Below are 24,950 nucleotides of genomic sequence, written 5' to 3'. Positions count from 1 at the left end.
GATCGCCTGCCTCCGGGCCAAGCATCCCGTCTTCCGATTGCCTACCCTTACCCGGTCCCTCGACCGTGCGTTGCCGTGCCCGGCATTCTGAAAAACTTGAAGAGATACTGAAAAATGGAATGGTTAGCGGATCCAACGGCCTGGCTCGGCCTGTTGACTTTGATTGTGTTGGAGCTGGTGCTGGGCATCGACAACCTGGTGTTTATCGCAATCCTGGCGGACAAGTTGCCGCCGGAGCAGCGTGACCGTGCGCGTCTGATCGGTTTGTCCCTGGCATTGCTGATGCGCCTGGGCTTGCTGGCAAGTATTTCGTGGTTGGTGACCCTGACCCAGCCGCTGTTCGAGGTGTTCGACAAGAGTTTTTCGGGCCGTGACTTGATCATGCTGTTTGGTGGTGTGTTCCTGTTGTTCAAGGCCACCATGGAATTGCATGAGCGCCTTGAGGGGCATGTGGCCCAGCGCACTGGCAACGTGGCTTATGCGATGTTCTGGCCGATCGTTGCGCAGATTGTGGTGCTGGATGCGGTGTTCTCCCTTGATGCGGTGATTACCGCGGTGGGCATGGTGGATGAGCTGGCGGTGATGATGATCGCGGTGATCATTTCCATTGGCCTGATGATCGTTGCCAGCAAGCCGCTGACCCGTTTCGTCAACGCCCACCCGACGGTGATCATGCTGTGCCTGGGCTTCCTGATGATGATCGGTTTTGCCCTGACCGCAGAGGGCCTGGGCTTCCACATTCCTAAAGGCTATCTGTACGCGGCCATCGGTTTCTCGATCCTGATCGAGGTGTTCAACCAGATCGCTCGGTCGCGCCGCAAGAAGTCGGCTCAAGGCACGCTGCCGAGGCGTGAGCGCACGGCCCATGCGGTGATGCGTTTGCTCGGCGGGCGTAATCTGGCAGTGGAGGAGGTGGGTGAAGAGGTGGCCGACCTGCTGGATAACCCTGATGCCAACGGCGGGCCGCTGTTCGATCGGCGTGAGCGGGTGATGATCAGTGGCGTGCTGCAACTGGCTGAACGCCCGATCCGTACCCTGATGACGCCTCGGGCGAAGGTGGACTCTATAGATCTGTCGGACGATCCCGACACTATCCGCCTGAAACTGATGCATTCGTCTTACTCGCGTCTGCCCTTGATCCGCAACGGTAATGTCGACGAGCCATTGGGCTTTGTGCACAAGAAGGAGTTGCTCAAGGAATACCTGGCCGGTAACGAGCCGAACCTGGAGCACTTGGCGCGCCGAGCGGTCAACCTGCTGGAGAGTTTTTCGATTCTCAATGCCCTGGAGCAGATGCGTCAGGAATCTACTCACATTGCGTTCGTGATCAACGAATTTGGTGACTTTATCGGGGTGTTGAGCATGACCGACATCCTCGAGTCCATCGCCGGTGAGTTGCCGGATGCGAGTGAAGTCGAAGGGCCAGACATCGTTGAGGAAGAGGGTGGCTTTCGGGTTAATGGTGCCTTGAACCTTAACCTGATTCGCCAGCGCACCGGCTTCAAGGCGGTGGCGACGGAGGATTACCAGACCCTGGCCGGGCTGGTGATGAGCCTGCTGGATCGCCTCCCCGCCGTCGGCGATAGCCTGGAACATGAAGGGTGGCGCCTGACCGTGGCAGCGGTGGAGGAGCGGCGAGTTACTCAGGTGTTGCTGGCTCCTCTCTAACGGGTGAATTTCATTCGACGCTGCGCTGGCCTTTGGATAGCATCGGCGCTCATTGAACCGTTAAGGAAGGGTTACCCGAATGACTTTGGACGTGCTTAAGATTTCTGCATTTTGTGACGGTAACCAGGGCGGTAACCCGGCAGGCGTATGGATCGGTGACAACCTGCCGGAAGCCGCAGAAATGCAGCGTATCGCCCACGAAGTCGGGTTTTCGGAAACGGTATTCGCCTGCCCGCAGGATGACGGCTGGCGTGTGCGGTACTTCGCGCCGGAGTCCGAAGTCGCCTTTTGCGGGCACGCCACCATCGCCCTCGGCGCGGCCTTGAGCCTGGCGCTGGGCGACGGTGAATTCCACCTGACCTTGAACAACGGCGATATTTCCGTCAGCGGCCGCAGCGAAGGCGACCTGATCGAAGCGGCCCTGCAATCCCCGCCAACCCGCAGCGCACCGGCCAACGATGCGCTGGTGGACGCGGGCCTGACCTTGTTCGGTTACACCCGCAATGACCTGGACCCGAGCATTCCGCCGGCGATCATCCATGCCGGCATCTCCCATCTGGTGCTGGCCCTCGACAGCCGCGCCAAGCTCAGCCAGATGCACTATGAACTGGAAGCCGGTCGCCGCTACATGACCGACGCCGGTTTGGGCACCGTGGTGCTGGTGTTTGCAGAAAGCCCGACACTGTTCCACACCCGCAACCCGTTTGCGGTGGGTGGTGTGTACGAAGACCCCGCCACTGGCGCCGCGACCGCCGCCTTTGCCGGCTATCTGCGGGACCTGGGCTGGCCGCATAGCGGGTGCATCAACATCATTCAAGGCGAGGACATGGGCAGCCGTTCGCGTTTGCAGGCGCAGATCACTGATGAGAAGGGTGCCTCGATTCGGGTGTCGGGGACGGCGCGGTTGATGTTGGAGGACTGATTCTGGTCTTGGCGAACGTCTCGCTCAGGGTCTTCTCGTCGAACCCCTTCAGCTTCTCGACCATCTCGCCGTTCTGGAAAACCAGCAGTGTGGGAGTGCCGGTTACCTCTGGGTGCCTCGGGGTTTGGGCAGTGTCGAGCACCAGGCTTTTCACGGAGCTGGCGTATTTCCCGGCAATCCGTTCAAACAGTGGCCCGGCTTCCCCGCAGGCCGGGCAATGCTGCGAAACAAACAGCATGAACACTGTTTTGTGTGCCTTGAGCACCTGCTGATACGCCTTGGCATCGGCAATCACCGCCGTTGCAATTCCCATGATGATCTCCTTGAGCGAAAGGCTTGGCCCACGCTAATCCCGGCGATCAAAACCGTCTACTGTCAAAACTGACAGGTACCCACCTCCAACTGGTCCATTGTGGCGAGGGAGCTTGCTCCCGCTGGGCTGCGCAGCCCCGAAGGATTCAGCGCTCCGCCCGCTCCCGAGCCTTCTTCGCCAACCCCACGCACTGCTTATAGTCGCCCTGATCCTTGGCATCCTTCGCCCGACGATACCCATGATGATTCTGCGTGGTGTAGTTCGTACTGAACGCCGCCTTCAGCTTGACCAGCTCGGCCTTGCATTCGCGCCGGTCATCCTTGGCGAACACCTGGCTAGCAAACGCCAGCGACAACAACATAAGGACAAGACTAATCTTCATCTGAACGCGTTCCTTGGGGGCTCGATCATCTGCCAAGCCTAGCCCAGCCACGGGATTCTTCCATTCACGGCCGCCGCACCGCTTGTGTGCACGGTAACGACCCGCACCCGCACCCAAATGTGGCCTGTCACCCCGGTGTGTAGCCAACGGTAGCAATCCGATTTCAGCTGCTGGCCCAGTGCCTTGTTGCCGATACAAATTTATCCCGTTGATTTAAAAAGAAATTAATCCCGCAATATTTTTCTGTTACTGCGTGTGGCACACTTTCTGCTGTCTATTCCGTTGTTACATACTAAGTTCCGGTATAGCGGAATACACAACCCCTGGAGTGCTTGTCATGCATCACCGACCTTCCGTGTTCAAAGCGTGTGTTTTTCTCTTCGCCGCATCGGCTTCCCTCGCCAGCGTAGTGCAGGCGGCGGACAGCAAGCTCGATACAGTGCTCAAGCGTGGGCATCTGATCGTGGGTACAGGCAGTACCAATGCGCCGTGGCACTTCCAGGGAGCGGATGGCAAGTTGCAAGGTTTTGATATCGACATCGGCCATATCGTGGCCAAGGGGTTGTTCAACGACCCGAGCAAAGTCGAATACGTGGTGCAGTCCTCCGACGCCCGGATTCCCAACCTGTTGACCGACAAGGTCGACATGAGCTGCCAGTTCATCACCGTCACCGCCAGCCGTGCGCAGCAAGTGGCCTTCACCCTGCCGTACTACCGCGAAGGCGTGGGGCTGCTGCTGCCGGCCAACAGCAAGTACAAGGAAATCGAAGACCTGCAGGCGGCCGGCGACAGCGTCACCGTGGCCGTGCTGCAAAACGTCTACGCCGAAGAACTGGTGCACCAGGCCTTGCCTAAAGCCAAGGTCGACCAGTACGACAGCGTCGACCTGATGTACCAGGCCGTGAACTCCGGCCGTGCCGACACCGCCGCCACGGACCAGTCCTCGGTCAAGTACCTGATGGTGCAAAACCCGGGCCGTTACCGCAGCCCAGCCTACGCCTGGAGCCCGCAGACCTACGCGTGCGCCGTCAAGCGTGGCGACCAGGACTGGCTGAACTTCGTCAACACCGCGCTGCACGAAGCCATGACCGGCGTGGAGTTCCCGATGTACAAGGCCTCGTTCAAGCAATGGTTCGGTGTGGATCTGCCAGAGCCTGCGATCGGTTTCCCGGTTGAGTTCAAGTAATTCGTAAACACTGGGGGCGTCGCTGACGGCGCCCCAATCAGGTACTGCTGACCATGAACTATCAGTTGAACTTTGCCGCTGTGTGGCGCGACTTCCCCAGCTTGCTGGCGGGGCTCGGCCTCGGCCTTGAACTGGCACTGCTGTCCATCGCCATCGGTTGCGTGATCGGCCTGTTGATGGCGTTTGCCATGCTGTCCAGACACCGCGCGCTGCGCATCGTGGCCTCGGTGTATGTGACGGTGATCCGCAACACCCCGATCCTGGTGCTGATCCTGTTGATCTACTTCGCCTTGCCCAGCCTCGGGATCCGGCTGGACAAGATCCCCTCGTTCATCATCACCCTGTCGCTGTACGCCGGTGCCTACCTCACCGAAGTGTTCCGCGCAGGCCTTTTGAACATTCCCAAGGGGTTGCGTGAAGCGGGCCTGGCCATCGGCCTGGGCGAATGGCGCATCCGCGCGTACATCACCGTGCCGGTGATGCTGCGCAACGTGCTGCCGGCGCTGTCGAACAACTTTATCTCGCTGTTCAAGGATACCTCCCTCGCGGCCGCCATCGCGGTGCCGGAGCTGACCTATTACGCCCGCAAGATCAACGTCGAAAGCTACCGGGTGATTGAAACCTGGATGGTCACGACCGCGCTCTACGTGGCTGCCTGTTACCTCATTGCCATGCTGCTCCGTTACCTGGAACAGCGTTTGGCGATTCGCCGCTAAGGAGCCCCCATGTACGAATCCCCCAGCTGGCTGCATGAGTTGTGGATCGCCCGGGAAACCCTCTGGGCGGGGTTCCAGACCAGCGTTTACTGCTCGGCCCTGGCCATCATCTTCGGCACCCTGATCGGCATCGTTGCCGGATTGATCCTGACCTACGGCAAATTCTGGATGCGCGTACCGTTTCGCCTGTACGTCGACCTGATCCGCGGAACGCCAGTGTTTGTGCTGGTGCTGGCATGCTTCTACATGCTGCCGGCACTCGGCTGGCAGATCACCGCGTTCCAGGCCGGTGCCGTGGGCTTGACGCTGTTCTGCGGCTCCCACGTTTCGGAAATCGTGCGCGGTGCGTTGCAAGCCATTCCCAAGGGGCAACTGGAAGCCGGCAAGGCCATCGGCCTGACGTTCTACCAGTCCCTGGGCTACGTGCTGTTGCCTCAGGCCCTGCGGCAGATCCTGCCGACCTGGGTCAACTCGTCCACGGAAATCGTCAAGGCGTCCACCTTGCTGTCGGTGATCGGCGTGGCCGAATTGCTCCTCAGCACCCAACAGGTCATTGCCCGGACGTTCATGACCCTGGAGTTCTACCTGTTCGCAGGCTTTATGTTTTTTGTCATCAACTACGCCATCGAATTACTGGGGCGTTACATTGAAAAGCGGGTGGCGTTGCCATGAACCAATCCTCAAATGAAAGCCAGCCGCTGCTGAACATTCGCGGCCTGCGTAAACAGTACGGCCCGGTGGAAGTGCTCAAGGGCGTCGACCTGAGCATGCAGCGCGGCAACGTCGTGACGTTGATCGGCTCCAGCGGTTCGGGCAAGACCACGCTGCTGCGCTGCGTCAACCTGCTGGAAGAATTCCAGGGCGGCCAGATCACCCTCGACGGTGAGTCCATCGGCTACAGCGACGTCGGCGGCAAGCGCGTGCGTCACCCGGAGCGGGTGATTTCCCAACACCGTGCGATGACCGGCATGGCGTTCCAGCAGTTCAATTTGTTCCCGCACTTGACCGCCTTGCAGAACGTCACCCTGGGCCTGCTCAAGGTCAAAAAGATGGGCAAGGACGAGGCGGTTGCACTGGCGGAAAAATGGCTGGACCGTGTCGGCCTGCTGGAACGCCGCAATCACTTCCCGGGCCAACTGTCGGGCGGCCAGCAACAGCGCGTGGCGATTGCCCGGGCGATTGCGATGAACCCGAGCCTGATGCTGTTCGACGAAGTCACCTCGGCCCTGGACCCGGAGCTGGTGGGCGAAGTGCTCAGTGTGATCAAGGGTTTGGCGGAAGAGGGCATGACCATGTTGCTGGTCACCCACGAAATGCGGTTTGCCTATGAAGTCTCGGACAAGATCGTCTTCATGAACCAGGGCCGCATTGAAGAACAGGGGCCGCCGAAAGACATTTTCGAACGCCCGCAATCGCCGCGACTGGCGGAATTTCTCAAGAACATTCGTTTTTAATTCACTCGTTTCAGGAGATCCATTATGAGCATTACTCGTTACGGCACCGGCGCCACGGCCGGCGGCGGCCAGCCTCGTCCTTTCGCCCGCGCGGTGGAAGCGGATGGCTGGTTGTACGTGTCGGGCCAGGTGCCGGCGGTGGACGGTGAAATCATCACCGGCGGCATCGTCGAGCAGACGCACCAGACCATGCGCAACGTGGTGGCGATTCTCGAAGAAGCCGGCTACGCCCTGGAAGACGTGGTGCGCGTCGGTGTGTGGCTGGAAGACCCACGGGATTTCTGGAGCTTCAACAAAGTGTTCGGCGAATACTTCAACCCGGAACACGCCCCGGCGAGGGCCTGTGTGCAGGCGAACATGATGGTCGATTGCAAGGTTGAGATTGATTGCGTGGCCTACAAGAAAAAAGGCTAAATGCCCGTCTCTTGAGACCACAGGAGACCCAATGTGGGAGCGGGCTTGCTCGCGAATGCGGTGGATCAGTTGTAGATGTATTCACTGACACACCGCTTTCGCGAGCAAGCCCGCTCCCACAGGGGATCTGTGTTGATAGCTACATCTTCAAACGGGACCGACGACTGCCATGACCGAAGACACCATCAAACGCCGCGCCAAAGGCCTCGACCGGGCGTTCGATATCCTCGATTTCCTCAAGGAGATCGGCCAGCCCCTGCGCCCGAATGATATCGCCAGTGGCATTGGCAGCCCCAAATCCACGGTCTACGAACTGGTGGCCTCGCTGCTGGAACGGCGCATCCTCGAAACCGTCGGCAAGGACGGTCATGTCTACCTCGGCCGTCAGTTGTACTTCCTCGGCCAGGCCCATCTGCGCCATTTCGACCTGACCCGTGAAGCCGACCACGCCCTGCAGGAAATCGTCAGCCAGACCCACGAAACGGCACAGATGTGCCTGCTCAATGGGCGCAAATACACCGTGGCCCTGATGCGCGAAGGCGAGCGGCATTTCCGCATTTCCTCAGACATCGGCGAGAACGCGCCCATCCCCTGGACCGCCTCCGGCCGCCTGCTGTTGGGCCACCTGAGCGACCAGCAAATCATCGACCTGATCGACTACGACGACTTCATCCTCCCGGACGGTCAGCGCCTGCCTCTGGAAACCTTCCTCGGGCAAATCCGCCAGGCCACCCTCGACGGATTCTTCTCCTTCGACAGCGTCGCCGACACCTTCACCCACTGCTTTGCCGCCCCGGTTCGGGACGCCCAAGGCATCAGCATTGCGACCCTGTGCATCGTCGCCCCACGGGCCGATGCCCTCAAAAACTACAACGACTATCGCCGGGTACTGATCGAAAGCGCGAACAACCTGGCCCGTCGCATCAACGAATAGGAAATTGCTATGTCTGCCTTCAATGCCGTTGAAAAAGGCGCCGCCGCCATCGGTGCACATCTGGTCCGTGACGTCAGCCTGCCGGCCCTGGTGCTGCACCGCGATGCCCTGGAACACAACATCCGCTGGATGCAGGATTTCGTCAGCAACAGCGGCGCGCAGCTGGCGCCCCACGGCAAGACCAGCATGATGCCGGCGCTGTTCCAGCGGCAGATCGAGCAGGGCGCCTGGGGCATCACCTTGGCCAACGCCGTGCAGACCCGCGCCGCGTACGCCGGTGGGGTTCGCCGCGTATTGATGGCCAACCAACTGGTGGGCGCGCCGAACATGGCGTTGATCGCAGACCTGCTGGCCGACCCCGAATTCGACTTCCACTGCATGGTCGACCACCCGGACAACGTGGCCGACCTGGGTTTGTTCTTTGCCGCTCGTGGCCTGCGCCTGAACGTGATGATCGAATACGGCGTGGTCGGCGGCCGTTGCGGTTGCCGCACCGAACAACAGGTGCTCGACCTGGCCAAGGCGATCAAGGCCCAGCCTGCGCTGGCCCTCACCGGCATCGAAGGCTACGAAGGGGTGATCCACGGCGAGCACGCCATCAGTGGCATCCGCGAATTCGCCGCCTCCCTGGTGCGCCTCGCCGTCGACCTGCAAAACAGCGGCGCCTTCGACCTGGCCAAGCCCATCATCACCGCCTCGGGTTCGGCCTGGTACGACCTGATCGCCGAATCCTTCGAAGCCCAGAACGCCGCCGGCCGCTTCCTCAGCGTATTGCGCCCGGGCAGCTACGTGGCCCACGACCATGGCATCTACAAAGAAGCACAGTGCTGCGTACTCGACCGCCGCAGCGACCTCAACGAAGGCCTGCGCCCGGCGCTGGAAGTCTGGGCCCACGTGCAATCGCTGCCGGAGCCAGGCTTCGCGGTGATCGCCCTGGGCAAGCGCGACGTCGCCTACGACGCCGGCCTGCCAGTGCCGCTCAAGCGCTACAAGGCAGGCGTGGTGCCGGCCGAGGGTGATGACGTGACCGCGTGCAAGGTCACCGCCGTGATGGACCAGCATGCGTTCATGGTGGTTGCGCCGGGGGTTGAGTTGCGCATTGGCGACATCATCTCCTTCGGTACTTCCCACCCGTGCCTGACCTTCGACAAGTGGCAAGTGGGTAATTTGGTGGATGAGCAGTTGCAGGTGATCGAAAGCCTGCATACCTGCTTCTAGACCGAGTCGCGCCTTTCGCGAGCAAGCCCGCTCCCACATTCGACCGAGTTCCTTCAGTTGAAATGCGATCAAATGTGGGAGCGGGCTTGCTCGCGAAGAGGCCCTCCAGTACATCGAGAGCCCCCAGACATGAACACACAACCGCGCATCGCCCTCATCGGCGAATGCATGATCGAACTGCAACACCGCGCCGACGGCAGCCTGCAACAAAGCTTCGGCGGCGACACCCTGAACGCCGCCGTCTACCTGCGCCGCGAGTTGGATGAACCCAGCACCGTCGACTACGTCACCGCCCTGGGCGATGACAGTTTCAGCGACGCCATGTGCAAGCAATGGGCCGAAGAAGGCCTGGGCCTGGGGATGGTCCAGCGCCTGCCCGGGCGGTTGCCGGGGTTGTACTGCATCCAGACCGATACCAACGGCGAGCGCAAATTCCTTTACTGGCGCAACGAAGCGGCCGTGCGCGACTGCTTCACCACGCCGGCGGCCGAGTCGATCCTGGCGGCTCTGGCGGCATACGACGTGGTGTATTTCAGCGGCATCACCCTGGCGGTACTGGGCGAAGTGGGCCGTGGGCGTTTGCTGGAAACCCTGATCGAAACCCGCCAGCGCGGCGGCAAGGTGGTGTTCGACAACAACTACCGGCCACGCCTGTGGGCCAGTGTGGACGCGGCGCGTGCGGCGTATCACCGGGTATTGGCCGAAGTGAACATTGCCTTGCTGACGGAAGATGACGAGCGCGCATTGTTTGGCTATGAGGACAGCGAGCAGGTGTTTGCGGCGTACCCGACGATTGCCGAAGTGGTGCTCAAGCGGGGCGCGGATGCGTGTTTGATTCGCTGTGAAGGTGATCGATTCGAGGTGCCGGCGTTGGTGGTGGAGAAGGTGGTCGACACCACGGCGGCGGGGGATTCGTTCAGTGCGGCGTATCTCGCCAGTCGGCTCAAGGGTGGTTCGCCGCAGGATGCAGCACTGGCCGGGCATCGATTGGCGAGCCGGGTGATTCAGGTGCCAGGTGCTTTGATTCCGCGAGATTGAGGTGCCTGGCCGCCTGCGGCGGATCGCGGGCAAGCCCGGCTCCCACAGTTGACCGCATTATTGAGAGAGAACTCGGTCAACTGTGGGAGCTGGCTTGCCTGCGATAGCGGTCTAAAGCCCACCGCTCAATCCCGGTAAAACACCTGCACCAAGTGATACCCAAACTTGCTCTTGATCGGCCCATGAACCACCTTCACCGGCTTCTTGAAGATCACCGCATCAATCACCCCCACCATCTGCCCCGGTCGCACTTCACCCAAATCACCGCCGCGCTTGGCGGAAGGGCAGGTGGAGTACTTCTTGGCCAACACGTCAAACGCTTCGCCCTTGGCAATACGCTGCTTGAGCTGTTCGGCTTCCTCACTGGTTTTCACCAGAATGTGACGGGCTTGGGCTTTCATTGATCGGTCCTGATGTGAAACGGCGCGCGATTATGCCTGAAGTCAGGCCTCTGAGCTGATCATGCTGCGGATTTTGTTAGCCAGCAGGTCAATCGAAAACGGCTTGGCCACCATGTCCATGCCTTCCTCCAGGAACCCCTGGCGCTCGGCGGCTTTCTCGGCGTAACCGGTCATGAACAGCACCTTGAGTGCCGGCCGGTGTTGCCGGGCGATTTCGGCCAATTGCCGACCATTCATTCCCGGCAAGCCCACATCGGTCACCAGCAAATCCACCCGCAGGTCGGACTCCAGCAACGGCAATGCCGCCCGCGCATCGGCGGCCTGATGCGCGGTATAGCCCAGTTCACCCAGCACATTCACCACCAGCATCCGTACCGCCGCGTCATCCTCGACCACCACCACCGCTTCACCCGCCAGGGCCACCGGGGCTTCACCGTGGCTGGCGGGCACGGTGCGTTCCAGTGCAGTGCCATGCAGGCGCGGCAGGTACAACCGCACACAAGTGCCCTGGCCCGGCTGGCTTTCAATGGTCACGTGCCCGCCGGATTGCTGGGCAAACCCATAGATCATCGACAACCCGAGGCCGGTGCCCTGGCCGATAGGCTTGGTGGTGAAGAACGGGTCGAAAGCCTTGGCGAGAATCTTCGCGGTCATGCCGGCGCCGTTGTCGCTCACGCCAAGCATCACATAGTCGCCGGCCTTGACCGGCTCCAGGGTGGTGATGTCGGTGCCGTCGAGGTAGCTGTTGGCGGTCTCGATGCACAATTGCCCGCCGTCGGGCATCGCATCGCGGGCGTTGATCACCAGGTTGAGCAGGGCGTTTTCCAACTGGCTGGCGTCGGTGTTCACCGGCCACACGTCGGTGCCCAGTTGCACCTTGAGTTCGATGTGCGCGCCCTTGGTGCGGCGGAACAGGTCTTCCAGGGACGCCACCAACTGATTCGGATCCACCGGCTTGGGGTCCAGGGATTGGCGGCGGGAGAACGCCAGCAGGCGGTGGGTCAGCGCAGCGGCACGATGAGCCGAGGACACCGCGGCGTCGGTGAACCGGCCGATCTCGTCGCTGCGTCCGGCTGCGATGTAGCGTTGCATCAGGTCCAGGCTGCCGATGATCCCGGTGAGCATGTTGTTGAAGTCATGGGCGATGCCGCCGGTGAGCTGGCCGACCGCTTCCATCTTCTGTGCATGGCGCAGGGCGTCTTCGGCACGCTCGCGCTCGAACATCTCGTTTTGCAGGCGCTGGTTGGCTTCGGCCAGGGCCTGGGTGCGTTGGTTGACGCGCTCTTCGAGGTTTTCGTTGAGGTGACGCAGGGCTTCTTCGGTCAGTTTGCGCTCGGTCTCGTCGATCACAAAAATGTAGAAACCGTTGACTGAACCGTCAGCGCTGAAACGCGGCAGGTACTTCATCAGCGCGTGGCGGGGTCGGCCGTCATGGTGCGGCGTGACGGTGACAAAACTGCAAGCCTTGCCCTTGAGCGCCGCCTCGATCTTGTCGACGCGCCCGGCATAGATCTCGTCGCCCACCACTTCGCGGATGGTCTTGCCGTACAGCTCCTGCGGGGTCATGCCGTACCAGTCCAGGTAGGCGCTGTTGTTCAGGCGAAAACGCTGCTCGTGGTCGACATAGCCGATCAGCACCGGCATGGCGTTGATGATCAGTTGCAGCTCGGTCTGGCTTTGGCGCAGGGCCTGTTCGGTGTGCTTGCGTTCGGTCAGGTCGAGGGCGGCGCCGAGAAAGCGTGCCGGTCGGCCATGGTGATCCTTGTAGCAACGGCCCCGGGCAAACACCCAGCGCACTTCGCCGTCGGCCTGCAGCAGGCGGTATTCCTCGGCGTATTCGGTGCCGTGGGTGATGCAATGCTTGATGCTGCGGGCCACCATGCCACGGTCTTCGGGGTGCACGCCCTTCAGGTAGTCGCTGATGGGCAGCAGGCCGGCATCGCAGGGGTCAACCCCATGCAGTTGGGCGAAATGTGCATCGGCGATAAACCGGTCTTCGCCAATGTCCCAGTCCCAGGTGCCCACGGCGTCGGTGGCGGCCAGGGCCAGTTGCAGGCGCTGTTCGGTATCGCGCTGGGCCCTGAGGCTGTTTTCGGTGCGCTGCTGGAGTTCCAGGGCGATGCGCCGGCGCTCGTTGGTTTCGATGGCGGTGATCAGGATTCCGGCGACCTCACCACGCTCGTCGCGGATCGGGCTGTAGGTCAGGTCGAGCCAGATCTCGGTGTCGCGGTGATTGCGTTGCAGCACGAAACGCTGCTCGGTGAACGTGCGCACCTGGCCCGCCAAGACGGCGCTGTAGATCGGGTCGGTGAAGGGCTTGAGTTCCGGCCAGATCAGGTCGGCAGGCTGGCCAAAGGCGCCAGGGTGCTTGTTGCCGGCCAGCATTGCGAAGCCGTCATTGTAGATCTGGGTGAGTTCGGCACCCCACAACAACAGCATCGGCATGGGTGAATGGATCACGATGTCGACGGCTGTGCGGAGGCTTTGCGGCCAATCAATGGCGTCACCGAGGGGGCTTCGTGCCCAGTCCAGCCGCGCAATCAGTGCTGCGGCCTCGCTGCCGGTGGGTGATACGTTCATGAAAATGCCCTGCGCGTAACGCTTGAAGAATGACAAAAGCCGATTATCCCGCGAGGAGTGATCGGCTTTCCACCCTCGAAAAATAGCATGCTTGAGGGTTTTGTCTTCAAATGAGTGCTGAAGGGCTAAAACGTTTCATCTTTCTGCCAGCTCCGGGCGATCACGAAATTGCTCCAGTGCCTCGGGGTTGGCCAGGGCGTCGGTGTTCTTCACCGCCTCGCCATGCACCACGTTGCGCACCGCCAGTTCGACGATCTTGCCGCTGATGGTGCGCGGGATATCCGTCACCGCGAGGATCTTCGCCGGCACGTGGCGCGGCGTGGTGTTGGCGCGGATCACTTGGCGAATCTGCTGCTCCAGGGCGTCATCCAGCTCCACGCCGTCGCTGAGCCGCACAAACAGCACCACCCGTACGTCATCCTGCCAGCGTTGGCCGATGGCCAGGCTTTCCAGGACCTGCGGCACTTTTTCCACCTGGCGATAGATCTCTGCGGTGCCGATGCGCACGCCTCCGGGGTTGAGCACCGCGTCCGAGCGGCCATGGATCAGCAGGCTGCCATTGGGCCGTTGTTCGGCGTAGTCGCCTTGGGCCCATACGCCGGGAAACTGGCTGAAATACGAGGCCCGCAGTTTTTCCTGGTGCGGGTCATTCCACAGGCCGATGGGCATCGCCGGGAAGTGCCGGGTGCACACCAGTTCGCCTTTTTCGCCCACCCGCGGGCGGCCCTGATCGTCCCAGACTTCGATGGCCATCGCCAGGCTCTTGCACTGCATCTCGCCACGCCGCACCGGCAGCACCGGGTTGCCGATCACAAAGCAGGAGACGATGTCGGTACCGCCGGACATCGACGACAGGCACAGCTCCGGCTTGATCTCGCGGTACACGTAGTCGTAGCTCTGGGGCGACAGCGGCGAGCCGGTGGAGATCAAACCCTTGAGACTGCCCAGGTCGTGACTCAGCCGCGGTTGCAGCCCGGCCTTTTCCAAAGTGGCGAGGAACTTCGGGCTGGTGCCGAACACGCTGATTTTTTCCTGGTCGATCAGGTCCATCAGGCGTTCCGGCCCCGGGTGAAACGGTGAGCCGTCATACAGCACCGCCGTGGCGCCGATGGCCAGCACCGACACCAGCCAGTTCCACATCATCCAGCCGCAGGTGGTGTAGTAGAACAGGCAGTCATCCCGCGACAGGTCGGCGTGCAGGCCGTGTTCCTTGAGGTGCGTGAGCAGTACGCCGCCCGTGCCGTGGATGATGCACTTGGGCACGCCGGTGGTGCCGCTGGAATAGAGGATGTACAGCGGATGATCGAAGGGCACGGCGACGAAATCGGGTTCGCCGCCGGGGCTGTAGAAGTCGTTCCAGAGCGCGACGTTGGCCCGGGTCTGATACTCCTCGGGACGTGCCTGCGGGCGGGCATACGGCACGATGATCAGCTGTTGCAGGGACGGCAGCCGCTCGAGGATTTCATTGAGCTTGCTGCTTTGGTCGATGACCTTGCCGGCATACCGGTAACCGGCGCAGGTGATCAGTACCTTGGGTTCGATCTGGCCGAAGCGGTCGATCACTCCTTGGGTGCCGAAGTCCGGCGAAGAGCACGACCAGATGGCCCCGAGGCTGGTGGTGGCGAGCATGCCCACCAGGGTTTGCCAGGTGTTGGGCATGCACGCGGCCACCCGGTCACCGACGCCCACACCGGCCCCCCGCAGGCTGCGTTGCAGGCCGGCGACGTGGCGGGCCAGTTCGGCATAGGTCAGTTGTTCGCGCTGGCCGTCTTCGCTGATGGCGACCACCGCAGGATGATCGTCGCGGCGGCGCAGCAGGTGTTCGGCAAAGTTCAGGGTAGCGCCGGGAAACCACTGGGCGCTGGGCATCTCGGCGCCTTCGATCAGTACCGCGTTGGGTGGCGTGCGGAACTGCACCTCGAAGAACTCGACAATGGACTGCCAGAAGTCCGGGCGCTGGTCGATGCTCCATTGGTGCAGGGCCGGGTAGTCGCTGATTTGCAAGGCATGGCGTTCATTGATGAAGCGCCGGAATTGGTCCATCCGGGTGTTGTGGATGCGTTCGGGGGAGGGTTGCCAGAGTATTTCGGACATAGGTGAGTCTCTCTCGTTCCCACGCTCCGCGTGGGAATGCCTCATTGGACGCTCTGCGTCCGCTCTTGGGACGCGGAGCGTCCCGGGCTGCATTCCCACGCGGAGCGTGGGAACGATCAAGCTGCGGTGTCTTGGGAATCGTCGTTTACTGGGCCAACCAGCCGCCGTCGATATTCCACGCCGCGCCCCGCACCTGGCTGCCGGCTTCGCTGCACAGGAACAGCACCAGTTCCCCCAATTGCGGCGGCGTCACGAACTCCAGGGATGGCTGCTTCTCCGCCAGCAAGTCATGTTGTGCCTGCTGCGGATCAACCCCGCTGGCAATGCGGTCATCAATCTGTTTCTGCACCAGCGGCGTCAACACCCAGCCCGGGCAGATGGCATTGCAGGTGACATTACTCTGGGCGGTTTCCAGCCCCACCACTTTGGTCAGCCCGATCACGCCATGCTTGGCCGCGACGTAAGCCGCCTTGCCCACCGAACCCACCAGCCCATGCACCGACGCGATATTGACGATCCGCCCCCAACCCTTGGCTTTCATGCCCGGCAGGCTCAAACGCGTGCTGTGAAACACCGATGACAGGTTGATCGCAATGATCGAATCCCAACGCTCCACCGGGAACTCGTCCACCGGCGCCACATGCTGGATCCCGGCGTTGTTCACCAGAATGTCGATGCCGCCAAACTCGCGCTCGGCGTAGGCGATCATCTCGGCGATCTGCGCCGGGTCGCTGACGTCGGCCGGGTGATGCCCCACCTTGCCACCGAAGGCCTGCACCTGGGCGATCACCACGCTGGCGTCGCCGAAGCCGTTGAGGATCAGGTTGGCGCCGGCCTTGGCCAGGCTCAGGGCGATGCCCAGGCCGATGCCGCTGGTGGAGCCGGTGACCAGGGCGGTCTTGCCGTTCAATGTCGTCATATCAACCTCACACAATGCCGGTGGCGTAGAAAGTACCAATCACCACGAACACCGCGAGGGTCTTGATGATCGTGATGCCGAAAATATCTTTATAGGCTTCGCGGTGGGTCAGCCCGGTGACCGCCAGCAACGTGATCACGGCGCCGTTGTGGGGCAGGGTGTCCATGCCGCCGCTGGCCATGGCCGCGACCCGGTGCAGTACTTCAAGGGGGATATTGGCCGCATGGGCCGCTGAAATAAAGCTCTCCGACATGGCCGCCAACGCAATGCTCATGCCGCCCGAGGCAGAGCCGGTGATACCGGCCAGCAGGGTCACGGTAATCGCCTCGTTGACCAGTGGGTTGGGAATGCCCTTGAGCCAGTCCGCCAGCACCAGGAAGCCCGGCAGCGAGGCGATCACCGCACCAAAACCGTATTCCGAAGCGGTGTTCATCGCCGCCAGCAGTGCACCGCTGACCGCACTCTTGCTGCCCTCGGCGAGCTTGCTGCGAATCGCCGAGAAGCCGAATACCAGCACCACGATGATCCCTACCAGCAACGCCGCCTGCACTGCCCAGATCGCCGTAAGCTTGGCGACTTCGGTCTGCACCGGCACGCTCATGCCCGGCAGGCTGAGGGTGTGGGTCTTGCCGTACCACAGCGGAATCCAGTGGGTGAACAGCAGGTTCATGATGCCCACCAGCAGCAGCGGCGACAGGGCGATCCACGGGTTGGGCAGCTTGATGTCTTCGGCGGTCTCCGGCTCGTTGCGCAGGTTGGTGCCGTAGCCTTCACCGGCACGCTGAGCCTTGTTGCGCTGGCGGGCGAGGTACAGCATGCCGACGCAGAACACGAAGATAGTGCCGATCAGCCCCAGCCACGGCGCAGCCCAGGCGGTGGTGTTGAAGAAGGTGCTGGGGATGATGTTCTGGATCTGCGGCGTGCCGGGCAGGGCGTCCATGGTGAACGAGAACGCACCGAGGGCGATGGTCGCCGGCAGCAGGCGCTTGGGGATATTGCTCTGGCGGAACATCTCGGCGGCAAACGGGTACACCGCGAACACCACCACAAACAGCGACACGCCGCCGTAGGTCAGCAGGGCGCACACCAGCACGATCACCAGCATCGCCTGGCGGGTGCCGAGCAAGCGGATCGCGGCAGCGACGATGGAGCGCGAGAAGCCGGAGATTTCAATCAGCTTGCCGAACACCGCGCCGAGCAGGAATACCGGGAAATACAGTTTCAGGAAGCCGACCATCTTCTCCATGAACACCCCGGTGAAGGCGGGCGCGACAGCGGAAGGGTCGGTGAGCAGCACAGCGCCGAGGGCGGCGATGGGGGCAAACAGGATGACGCTGTAGCCACGGTAGGCGGCCAGCATCAGCAGCGCCAGGGCTGCGAGGGCAATGATCACACTCATGGTGTGTCTCCATCTGATTGTTATTTTTGTGGGTGAGGCGGTGGGGAAGGGCTATAGCGAGATGTGTGCCAAGTGGTTAAATTTTTGATATATATAGAGAAATTATTGACCTGTGAATGTGTTCTCAAGTTTTGTCCCGAATTTGAGACTGTTGGAGATCAAATGTGGGAGCGGGCTTGCTCGCGAATGCGGTGTATCAGGCAGTAATTCATGCACTGACACACCGCATTCGCGAGCAAGCCCGCTCCCACATTGGATTTTCTCTGTATTTGGAATTATGTCTCTGTTTTGAGACTAGGCGATGCCCAGCGCGACCATCTTCTTGTACAAGGTCGACCGGCCAAGCCCCAGCCGCTTCGCCGCCTCCACCACATTCCCCTCACACTGCTTCAACGCCGCCCCAATCACCTGCCGATCAAACCGTTCCCTGGCCGCACTGAAACTCTCGCCCTCAACGGTCTCTACCGAACGGTGCTCAACCGGACTGAACGTACCAATTGCCGCGCGAATTTCACGGGCATCCAGCACCAGGTCATCACTCAACAACGCCGCCCGCTCCAGCACATTGCGCAGCTCGCGGATATTCCCCGGCCACGCATGCTGCGCCAACAACGCCAAGGCCTCGCGGTCCAGTTCATGCTGGCTGCGCAACTCCTCCAGGATCGCCTCACTCAATGCCGGCAAATCATCCAGTCGTGCGCGCAACGGCGGTACCTGGATCGGCAGCACATTCAGGCGGTAATACAGGTCCGCCCGAAATTCCCCGCGCTTGATCGCCGCTTCCAGGTCCATCGACGTGGCGGCAATCACCCGCACATCGCTGTGGATCATCTCGTTGGAGCCCACTGGCTCGAACTCTTTCTCCTGCAACACCCGCAGCAATTTGCTTTGCAGCGGTAGCGGCATGTCGCCGATCTCATCGAGAAACAGCGTGCCGCCCTGGGCAATCTGCAACTTGCCGGGACGGCCCTTGCGGTCGGCGCCGGTAAACGCGCCCGGTGCGGTGCCAAAGAATTCGGCTTCCAGTAAATCATGGGGAATCGCCGCGCTGTTGATGCTCACAAAGGCTTTGTGCGCCCGAGGCGATGCACCGTGAATCGCCTGGGCCAGCAGTTCCTTGCCGGTCCCGGTTTCCCCCAGCAGTAACACCGGCGAGTCCGCGCTGGCACTGCGCCGCGCCCGGCGTTTGACTTCCAGGCTGGCCGCGCTGGTGCCGATAAAGTGCGCGAAGTTGTACTTGCTTTGCCGTGACCTCAGCAACGACCGGGTGGACGCCAGTTCCTGCTGCATGCTCAGGTAGCGCTCGATCAGCGGCGACAGGTTGCGCAGCTCATCAAACAACGCAAACCCGATGGCGCCGATCACCTTGCCGGCGTCGTCATGGATCGGCAGGCGCATCACCACCAGCGGGCCTTTGGGCGTGTCCTGGATATCCAGCAATATCGGCTGGTCGTTACGTACCACCTGGCGCAGCAGGCTGTTGGAAATCACCTGCTCGCACGGCTGGCCGATGGCCTCGTCGGCGCTTTTCAGGCCGAAGCGCTTGGCGTAACGCTCGTTCATCCAGACGATGTTGGCGTCACCGTCGACAATCACCGTGCCTTCGCTGGACTGCTCGATGATCTCGAACAACGACTGGATCGCCAGGCCACGAACGTATTGGTAATCCTTGAGGCTGCCGCTGGTGTTCATGGATGCGCCGCCGCGAGGAGTTCCTGGGTGTAGGGGTGTTGAGGCGCGGCAAACACTTCGTCGCTCGGCCCGCGCTCCACCACCTTGCCGTCCTTGATCACGATCATGTCGTGGGCCAGGGCCCTCACCACTGCCAGGTCGTGACTGATAAACAGGTAAGTCAGGCCGTACTTTTCCTGCAGCTCAAGCAGCAGGGCGACCACCTGTTTCTGCACGGTGCGGTCCAGCGCCGAGGTGGGTTCGTCCAGCAGAATCAACGCCGGTTTGAGTACCAAAGCCCGGGCGATGGCGATGCGTTGGCGCTGGCCGCCGGAGAATTCGTGGGGGTAGCGATGGCGGCTGGCGGGGTCCAGGCCGACATCTTCCAGCACGCGGATCACTTGGGCTTCGCGGTCCTTGAGGCTGCACGGGGCATGCACTTCGAGGCCTTCGCTGATGATCTGCGCCACCGACATCCGCGGGCTGAGGCTGCCGAACGGGTCCTGGAACACCACCTGCATCTGCTTGCGCCACGGCTGCATCTGTTTTTGCGTCAGGCCTTCGAGAGCCTCGCCCTGGAAGCGAATCGTGCCGCTGGAATCCAGCAGCCGCAGAATCGCTTGGCCCAGTGTGGATTTGCCCGAGCCGGACTCGCCGACAATCCCCAAGGTCTTGCCGCGCTGCACCGTCAGGCTGATGCCGTCCACCGCTTGCAGGTACTGCTTGCGCCGGAACAGTCCGCCGCCCAGCGGGAACTGCACGCTCAGGTCATCCACCTGCAACACCGTCTCCCGCGCCTCGTGATTCAAGACGATGCCTGCCGGTTCAGCATCCAGCAGCAGGCGGCTGTAAGGGTGTTTGGGGGCGCAGAACAGGGTTTCGCAATCTGCCTGCTCGACAATCTCCCCGGCCTTCATCACGCACACCCGCTGGGCAATGCTGCGCACCAGGTTGAGGTCGTGGCTGATCAGCAGCAACGACATGCCCAGGCGTTGTTGCAGGGACTTGAGCAGCAGCAGGATCTTGCGTTGCACCGTCACATCCAGCGCGGTGGTCGGTTCGTCGGCGATCAACAATTCCGGCTCGCAGGCCAGGGCCATGGCGATCATCACCCGCTGGCGCTGGCCGCCGGAGAGTTGATGGGGGTAGGCCTTGAGGCGTTCCTGGGGCTTCTGGATGCCCACCAGTTCCAGCAACTCAAGGATCCGCGCCTGGGCTTGCTTGCCGCCCAGGCCCTTGTGCAACAGCAGGGTTTCGCCGATTTGCTTCTCGATGCTGTGCAGCGGATTCAGGGAAGTCATCGGCTCCTGGAAGATCATCGCAATCCGGTTGCCCCGCAGCTTTTGCAGGGTCGCGGGTGAGGCGCCGAGCAGTTCCTGGCCGCGATAACGCACTGAACCGGTGGTTTCGGTGCCGGCTTCGGGGAGCAATTGCAGGATCGAATGGGCGGTCACCGACTTGCCCGACCCCGACTCGCCCACCAGCGCCAGGCACTCGCCGGGGCGCACGTCCAGGCACAGGTTGCGCACCACGGTCTGGCCGTTGAAGGCGACGCTCAGATCGCGAATCTCGATCAGGTTTTCAGTCATCTCAGGGCCCTTCATGAGCGTGGGTCGAAGGCGTCACGCAACGCCTCGCCGATAAACACCAGCAACGACAGAATCAGCGCCAGGGTGAAAAATGCAGTCAGCCCCAGCCATGGCGCTTGCAGGTTCTGCTTGCCCTGGGCGATCAGCTCGCCCAGGGAAGCGCTGCCGGCGGGCATACCGAAGCCGAGGAAATCCAGGGCGCTCAAGGTAGAAATCGCCCCGGTCAGAATGAACGGCAAGTAACTCAGGGTGGCGGTCATCGCGTTCGGCAGGATATGCCGGCGGATGATCTTGCCGTCCCCCAGCCCCAGGGCCCGCGCGGCCTTGACGTACTCCAGGTTGCGCCCTCGCAGGAACTCGGCGCGCACCACGTCCACCAGGGCCAGCCACGAAAACAGCGCCATGATCCCCAGCAACCACCAGAAATTCGGCTCGACAAACCCCGACAGGATGATCAGCAAATACAGCACCGGCAGGCCGGACCACACTTCCAATATTCGTTGCCCGAGCAAGTCGACCCAGCCGCCGTAGTAACCCTGCAACGCCCCGGCGGCGATGCCGATGGCGGCGCTGATGGCGGTGAGGGCCAGGGCAAACAGGATCGATACCCGTGCGCCGAAGATCACCCGCGCCAGGACGTCGCGGGATTGGTCGTCGGTGCCCAGCCAGTTCACGCTCGATGGCGGGCTGGGGGCAGGGCGGGTCAGTTCGTAGTTGGGGGTGTCGTCGCTGAACGGGATCGGCGGGAACAGCATCCAGCCGCCGTCCTTCTTGATCAGGTTCTGTACGTATTCACTGCGGTAATCCGCCTGGAAGGGCAGTTGCCCGCCGAACTCCTGCTCGGTGTAGCGCTTGAACACCGGGAAATACAGTTCGTTCTGGTAGCTGAGCACCAAGGGTTTGTCATTGGCGATCAACTCGCCGCCGAGGGTCAGGATAAACAGGCCGATAAACAGCCACAGCGACCACCAGCCGCGACGGTTTTTCTTGAAACGTTCAAAGCGCCGACGGGCCACGGGAGAGAGCTTGAGCATCAGGCGTTCCTCGCGGCGAAGTCGATACGCGGGTCCACCAGGGTGTAGCAGAGGTCACCGATGAGTTTTATCAAAAGGCCAAACAGCGTGAAGATAAACAGCGAACCGAACACCACCGGATAGTCCCGTGAAACCGCCGCTTCGTAGCTCATGCGGCCCAGGCCATCGAGGGAGAAAATCACCTCGATCAGCAGCGAACCGGCAAAGAACACCGCGATAAACGCCTGGGGAATCCCCGAAATCACCAACAGCATGGCATTGCGGAACACATGCCCGTAAAGCACCCGGCGTTCACTCAAGCCTTTGGCTCGGGCGGTGACCACGTACTGGCGGGTGATTTCATTGAGGAACGAGTTTTTGGTGAGGATGGTCAAGGTGGCGAAACCGCCGATCACCAGGGCGCTGACCGGCAGTACCAGGTGCCAGAAGTAATCGGCGATCTTGCCGACGGTGCTCAACTGGTCGAAGTTTTCCGAGACCAGTCCGCGCACCGGGAACCAGTTCAGCGAAGTGCCGCCGGCGAAGACCACGATCAGGAACATCGCAAACAGAAACGCCGGCATCGCATACCCAATCACGATCGCGGTGCTGCTCCACACATCGAAACTGCTGCCATGGCGCACCGCTTTGCGAATCCCCAGCGGGATCGACACCAGGTAGGTGATCAAGGTGGCCCACAGGCCGAGGGAAATGGTCACCGGCATCTTTTCCAGGATCAGGTCGGTCACGCTTTTGCCGCGGAAGAAACTGTTGCCGAAATCCAGTTGGGCGTAGCTCTTGAGCATCAGCCACAGGCGTTCCGGCGCGGGCTTGTCGAAGCCGTATTGTTTTTCGATGTCCTTGATCAGTTTCGGGTCCAGGCCACGGCTGGCCCGTGAGCCGCTGCTGAGGCTTTCGGCAGACGAGCCGCCGACGCCACCGCCACCGATGCCTTGCAGGTGGGCAATGGCCTGTTCCACCGGCCCGCCGGGCGCGGCCTGCACGATAACGAAGTTCACCAGCAGGATAATCACCAGGGTGGGAATGATCAGCAGCAAGCGCCGCACGATATAGGCAAACATCAGCGGGCTCCCGGGCGTTTGGTCAGTTCGGCTTTCATCTGTTCATTGGTCAGCGGCGTGGGGCTGATTTCCCACCAGGTTTCCAGGGCCTCATCGGTCTTGGCTTCCACGGCCGGGCGGCCGAAGCGGTTCCACCACGCGGCGGAGGTGCCCGGCGGGTAGTAGTTGGGAATCCACAGGTAATTCCATTGCAGCACGCGGTCCAGGGCGTGGGCGTAACTGAGCATCTGCGACTGGGTGTTGGCCTTGACCAGGCCGTTGATCAGGCTGTCCACGGCTGGGTCCTTGAGGACCATGTAGTTGTTGGCGCCGGTATCAAACGCGGCGGCCGAGCCAAAGTAGTTGTACAACTCCATCCCCGGCGAGGTGGTGACCGGGAAACCGGTGACAATCATGTCGTAGTCCCGGGCCATCAGGCGGTTGACGTATTGCGAGGAGTCAATACGGCGGATATTGAGGGTGATGCCGATCTGCGCCAGGTTGCGTTTGTACGGCAACAACAGGCGCTCAAGGCCGTTCTGGGCGTTGAGGAAGGTGAACTCCAGCGGCTCTCCTTCGGCATTTACCAGTTTGTCGCCGTCGGGTTTCCAGCCAGCCTGTTCCAGCAGGGCCAGGGCTTGCAGTTGCTTGTCGCGGATCATCCCGGTGCCGTCAGTGGTGGGGGCCTTGAACACCTGGGTGAAGACTTCGTCGGGAATCTGCCCGCGCAAAGGTTCCAGAATCGCCAGTTCCTGGGCATCCGGCAGTTGAGTCGCCGCCAGCGGGCTATTGGAGAAGAAGCTTTGCTGGCGGATGTACATGTTGCGCATCATCTGCCGGTTGGCCCACTCGAAGTCCCACAGCATGGCCAGGGCCTGGCGCACGCGGCGGTCCTTGAACATTGGCTTTTGCACGTTGAACACGTAACCCTGGGCCGGTTGCGGCGCCTCTTTGGCCAGGTGCGCGCGCTGCAGGCGACCATCGTCGAGGGCCGGGCCGTTGTAGCCGATGGAGTAGCCGGTGGCAGAGAATTCGCGGTTGAAGTCGTAGGCTCCGCCCCGCAGGACCTGGCGCGCCACTTCGGTGTCGCCGAAGTATTCCAGGCTCAAGTGATCGAAGTTGTACAAGCCACGGCTGATGGGCAGGTCCTTGCCCCACCAGTTCGGGTCACGTTTGAAGGTGATGGTGTTGCCGGCATCCACCTTGCTGATGGTGTAGGGGCCGCTGCCGAGGGGAATCTCGTAGCCGCCGCCGTCGGCAAAGTTGCGGGTCTTCCACCAATGCTCGGGGAACACCGGCAGGGTGGCGACGTCCAGGGGCAGGGTGCGGTTTTCGTTGCTGGAGAAATCGAAGCGCACCTGGCGCGGGCCTTCGACTTCGACGTGTTTGACGTCGGCGAACAGCGTGCGGTAGCGCAGGCTGCCCTGGGTCATCAGCAGGTCGAAGGTGTAGCGCACGTCTTCGGCGGTGATCGGCTGGCCATCGGCGAAACGGGCTTTGGGGTTCAGGTAAAAACGCAGGGACAGACCGTCGTCTGACCGCTCCATCTTTTCCGCCACCAGGCCGTAGACCGTGTAGGGCTCATCCAGGGAGCGCTGGGCCAGGGGCGAATACAGCCAACCGTCGACCTGGCTGACACCGATGCCTTTGTCGCCATAGGGCAATACATGGTCGTAGCGTCCGATTTCGATCGCCGAACGCCGCAAGCTGCCGCCCTTGGGGGCATTGGGGTTGGCGTAATCGAAATGGGTGAACCCGGGTTGGTATTTGGCCGGTTCGCCGTACACGGTCAGTGCCGATTGCGGCGCGGCGATCACGGCGGTGCTGGCCAGCAATAGGGCCAGGGTGGAGCAAAACAGGGTAGAAAAAGCGACTCGCATTATCAGCCTTGGGCGCCGGGTGAAGAGGTAAGGGGATTTGTACGCTATGCGCGTACGCCTCGCCAGTCTTCACACTGTCACAGATGCACAACGGCCCA

Annotated in this window: 21 protein-coding genes and 1 pseudogene; 10 read left to right on the top strand and 12 right to left on the bottom strand. The window is 61.7% G+C overall.

Features of this window, described 5'->3' with window-relative positions; translation table 11 throughout:
* The first annotated feature begins 114 nt into the window (after nucleotides 1–114).
* Entirely contained in the window at nucleotides 115–1,668 is a 1,554-nt protein-coding gene (locus K0H47_RS28250; RefSeq protein WP_063029207.1) for a TerC family protein, read from the top strand.
* 79 nt (nucleotides 1,669–1,747) lie between these two features.
* Entirely contained in the window at nucleotides 1,748–2,590 is an 843-nt protein-coding gene (locus K0H47_RS28245; protein ID WP_093208814.1) for a PhzF family phenazine biosynthesis protein, read from the top strand.
* Here the strand turns inward: K0H47_RS28245 and K0H47_RS28240 are convergent.
* Nucleotides 2,526–2,903, bottom strand: coding sequence for a co-chaperone YbbN (locus K0H47_RS28240; RefSeq protein ID WP_093208818.1), 378 nt, complete (start codon nucleotides 2,901–2,903; stop codon nucleotides 2,526–2,528). The genes K0H47_RS28245 and K0H47_RS28240 overlap by 65 nt on opposite strands.
* A 145-nt stretch (nucleotides 2,904–3,048) precedes the next feature.
* Nucleotides 3,049–3,285, bottom strand: coding sequence for a hypothetical protein (locus K0H47_RS28235; RefSeq protein ID WP_177070927.1), 237 nt, complete (start codon nucleotides 3,283–3,285; stop codon nucleotides 3,049–3,051).
* 337 nt (nucleotides 3,286–3,622) lie between these two features.
* Between K0H47_RS28235 and K0H47_RS28230 the strand changes: the two genes are divergently transcribed.
* The 8 genes from K0H47_RS28230 to K0H47_RS28195 all read left to right on the top strand — a co-directional run bounded on the left by K0H47_RS28230 (nucleotide 3,623) and on the right by K0H47_RS28195 (nucleotide 10,245).
* On the top strand, nucleotides 3,623–4,471 hold the full coding sequence (locus K0H47_RS28230) for a transporter substrate-binding domain-containing protein (protein ID WP_017479817.1): 849 nt from the start codon (nucleotides 3,623–3,625) through the stop codon (nucleotides 4,469–4,471).
* 53 nt (nucleotides 4,472–4,524) lie between these two features.
* Nucleotides 4,525–5,187 (top strand): amino acid ABC transporter permease, encoded by a 663-nt coding sequence (locus K0H47_RS28225; protein WP_063029214.1) that lies wholly within the window; start codon nucleotides 4,525–4,527, stop codon nucleotides 5,185–5,187.
* Between the two features lie 9 nt (nucleotides 5,188–5,196).
* A complete protein-coding gene (locus K0H47_RS28220) occupies nucleotides 5,197–5,859 on the top strand; it encodes an amino acid ABC transporter permease (protein ID WP_017479818.1) in 663 nt (220 codons plus the stop codon).
* Complete coding sequence (locus tag K0H47_RS28215; protein ID WP_063029216.1) at nucleotides 5,856–6,641, top strand: amino acid ABC transporter ATP-binding protein; 786 nt, start codon at nucleotides 5,856–5,858, stop codon at nucleotides 6,639–6,641. The genes K0H47_RS28220 and K0H47_RS28215 overlap by 4 nt, the downstream gene beginning before the upstream one ends.
* Nucleotides 6,642–6,665: 24 nt before the next feature.
* Nucleotides 6,666–7,055 carry a RidA family protein gene (locus K0H47_RS28210; RefSeq protein ID WP_003208000.1) on the top strand — a complete coding sequence of 130 codons (390 nt, stop codon included), beginning with the start codon at nucleotides 6,666–6,668 and terminating at the stop codon, nucleotides 7,053–7,055.
* Nucleotides 7,056–7,224: 169 nt separating this feature from the next.
* The gene (locus tag K0H47_RS28205; protein WP_017479820.1) at nucleotides 7,225–7,989 is read left to right on the top strand and encodes an IclR family transcriptional regulator; all 765 of its coding nucleotides are present in this window, start codon (nucleotides 7,225–7,227) and stop codon (nucleotides 7,987–7,989) included.
* Between the two features lie 9 nt (nucleotides 7,990–7,998).
* Entirely contained in the window at nucleotides 7,999–9,207 is a 1,209-nt protein-coding gene (locus K0H47_RS28200; RefSeq protein WP_219273976.1) for an amino acid deaminase, read from the top strand.
* 129 nt (nucleotides 9,208–9,336) lie between these two features.
* A complete protein-coding gene (locus tag K0H47_RS28195) occupies nucleotides 9,337–10,245 on the top strand; it encodes a sugar kinase (protein ID WP_219273975.1) in 909 nt (302 codons plus the stop codon).
* A gap of 125 nt (nucleotides 10,246–10,370) precedes the next feature.
* On the opposite strand, the pseudogene K0H47_RS28190 reads toward K0H47_RS28195, so the two are convergent.
* The 10 genes and pseudogenes from K0H47_RS28190 to K0H47_RS28145 all read right to left on the bottom strand — a co-directional run.
* Nucleotides 10,371–10,661, bottom strand: a pseudogene (locus K0H47_RS28190) (peptidylprolyl isomerase); the annotation flags it as partial.
* A gap of 27 nt (nucleotides 10,662–10,688) precedes the next feature.
* On the bottom strand, nucleotides 10,689–13,226 hold the full coding sequence (locus tag K0H47_RS28185; RefSeq protein ID WP_219273974.1) for a PAS domain-containing protein: 2,538 nt from the start codon (nucleotides 13,224–13,226) through the stop codon (nucleotides 10,689–10,691).
* 135 nt (nucleotides 13,227–13,361) lie between these two features.
* A complete protein-coding gene (locus K0H47_RS28180; RefSeq protein ID WP_219273973.1) occupies nucleotides 13,362–15,320 on the bottom strand; it encodes an acetoacetate--CoA ligase in 1,959 nt (652 codons plus the stop codon).
* A 145-nt stretch (nucleotides 15,321–15,465) separates the two neighbouring features.
* The gene (locus tag K0H47_RS28175) at nucleotides 15,466–16,239 is read right to left on the bottom strand and encodes a 3-hydroxybutyrate dehydrogenase (RefSeq protein ID WP_063029225.1); all 774 of its coding nucleotides are present in this window, start codon (nucleotides 16,237–16,239) and stop codon (nucleotides 15,466–15,468) included.
* A gap of 7 nt (nucleotides 16,240–16,246) precedes the next feature.
* Nucleotides 16,247–17,638, bottom strand: coding sequence for a GntP family permease (locus tag K0H47_RS28170; protein WP_093208848.1), 1,392 nt, complete (start codon nucleotides 17,636–17,638; stop codon nucleotides 16,247–16,249).
* Between the two features lie 294 nt (nucleotides 17,639–17,932).
* Nucleotides 17,933–19,330, bottom strand: a complete 1,398-nt coding sequence (locus K0H47_RS28165; RefSeq protein WP_219273972.1) for a sigma-54-dependent Fis family transcriptional regulator — start codon at nucleotides 19,328–19,330, stop codon at nucleotides 17,933–17,935.
* Nucleotides 19,327–20,898, bottom strand: a complete 1,572-nt coding sequence (locus K0H47_RS28160; RefSeq protein WP_063029231.1) for an ABC transporter ATP-binding protein — start codon at nucleotides 20,896–20,898, stop codon at nucleotides 19,327–19,329. The genes K0H47_RS28165 and K0H47_RS28160 overlap by 4 nt, the downstream gene beginning before the upstream one ends.
* A gap of 11 nt (nucleotides 20,899–20,909) precedes the next feature.
* Nucleotides 20,910–21,932, bottom strand: coding sequence for an ABC transporter permease (locus K0H47_RS28155; RefSeq protein WP_003208019.1), 1,023 nt, complete (start codon nucleotides 21,930–21,932; stop codon nucleotides 20,910–20,912).
* Entirely contained in the window at nucleotides 21,932–22,993 is a 1,062-nt protein-coding gene (locus K0H47_RS28150; RefSeq protein ID WP_003208021.1) for a microcin C ABC transporter permease YejB, read from the bottom strand. The genes K0H47_RS28155 and K0H47_RS28150 overlap by 1 nt, the downstream gene beginning before the upstream one ends.
* Entirely contained in the window at nucleotides 22,993–24,852 is a 1,860-nt protein-coding gene (locus K0H47_RS28145) for an extracellular solute-binding protein (RefSeq protein WP_063029235.1), read from the bottom strand. The genes K0H47_RS28150 and K0H47_RS28145 overlap by 1 nt, the downstream gene beginning before the upstream one ends.
* Nucleotides 24,853–24,950 lie beyond the last annotated feature (98 nt).

The organism is Pseudomonas sp. Xaverov 83, assembly GCF_019352905.1.
Lineage (GTDB): Bacteria > Pseudomonadota > Gammaproteobacteria > Pseudomonadales > Pseudomonadaceae > Aquipseudomonas > Aquipseudomonas yamanorum.
Note: the sequence above shows the minus strand (reverse complement) of the source record. Positions and strands in the feature narration are given on the sequence as shown.

Excerpts from the sequence above, each read along its gene's own strand:
- K0H47_RS28250 (WP_063029207.1), top strand. The coding sequence starts at position 115 with ATGGAATGGTTAGCGGATCCAACGGCCTGGCTCGGCCTGTTGACTTTG.
- K0H47_RS28245 (WP_093208814.1), top strand. The coding sequence starts at position 1,748 with ATGACTTTGGACGTGCTTAAGATTTCTGCATTTTGTGACGGTAACCAG.
- K0H47_RS28240 (WP_093208818.1), bottom strand. The coding sequence starts at position 2,903 with ATGGGAATTGCAACGGCGGTGATTGCCGATGCCAAGGCGTATCAGCAG.
- K0H47_RS28235 (WP_177070927.1), bottom strand. The coding sequence starts at position 3,285 with ATGAAGATTAGTCTTGTCCTTATGTTGTTGTCGCTGGCGTTTGCTAGC.
- K0H47_RS28230 (WP_017479817.1), top strand. The coding sequence starts at position 3,623 with ATGCATCACCGACCTTCCGTGTTCAAAGCGTGTGTTTTTCTCTTCGCC.
- K0H47_RS28225 (WP_063029214.1), top strand. The coding sequence starts at position 4,525 with ATGAACTATCAGTTGAACTTTGCCGCTGTGTGGCGCGACTTCCCCAGC.
- K0H47_RS28220 (WP_017479818.1), top strand. The coding sequence starts at position 5,197 with ATGTACGAATCCCCCAGCTGGCTGCATGAGTTGTGGATCGCCCGGGAA.
- K0H47_RS28215 (WP_063029216.1), top strand. The coding sequence starts at position 5,856 with ATGAACCAATCCTCAAATGAAAGCCAGCCGCTGCTGAACATTCGCGGC.
- K0H47_RS28210 (WP_003208000.1), top strand. The coding sequence starts at position 6,666 with ATGAGCATTACTCGTTACGGCACCGGCGCCACGGCCGGCGGCGGCCAG.
- K0H47_RS28205 (WP_017479820.1), top strand. The coding sequence starts at position 7,225 with ATGACCGAAGACACCATCAAACGCCGCGCCAAAGGCCTCGACCGGGCG.
- K0H47_RS28200 (WP_219273976.1), top strand. The coding sequence starts at position 7,999 with ATGTCTGCCTTCAATGCCGTTGAAAAAGGCGCCGCCGCCATCGGTGCA.
- K0H47_RS28195 (WP_219273975.1), top strand. The coding sequence starts at position 9,337 with ATGAACACACAACCGCGCATCGCCCTCATCGGCGAATGCATGATCGAA.
- K0H47_RS28185 (WP_219273974.1), bottom strand. The coding sequence starts at position 13,226 with ATGAACGTATCACCCACCGGCAGCGAGGCCGCAGCACTGATTGCGCGG.
- K0H47_RS28180 (WP_219273973.1), bottom strand. The coding sequence starts at position 15,320 with ATGTCCGAAATACTCTGGCAACCCTCCCCCGAACGCATCCACAACACC.
- K0H47_RS28175 (WP_063029225.1), bottom strand. The coding sequence starts at position 16,239 with ATGACGACATTGAACGGCAAGACCGCCCTGGTCACCGGCTCCACCAGC.
- K0H47_RS28170 (WP_093208848.1), bottom strand. The coding sequence starts at position 17,638 with ATGAGTGTGATCATTGCCCTCGCAGCCCTGGCGCTGCTGATGCTGGCC.
- K0H47_RS28165 (WP_219273972.1), bottom strand. The coding sequence starts at position 19,330 with ATGAACACCAGCGGCAGCCTCAAGGATTACCAATACGTTCGTGGCCTG.
- K0H47_RS28160 (WP_063029231.1), bottom strand. The coding sequence starts at position 20,898 with ATGACTGAAAACCTGATCGAGATTCGCGATCTGAGCGTCGCCTTCAAC.
- K0H47_RS28155 (WP_003208019.1), bottom strand. The coding sequence starts at position 21,932 with ATGCTCAAGCTCTCTCCCGTGGCCCGTCGGCGCTTTGAACGTTTCAAG.
- K0H47_RS28150 (WP_003208021.1), bottom strand. The coding sequence starts at position 22,993 with ATGTTTGCCTATATCGTGCGGCGCTTGCTGCTGATCATTCCCACCCTG.
- K0H47_RS28145 (WP_063029235.1), bottom strand. The coding sequence starts at position 24,852 with ATGCGAGTCGCTTTTTCTACCCTGTTTTGCTCCACCCTGGCCCTATTG.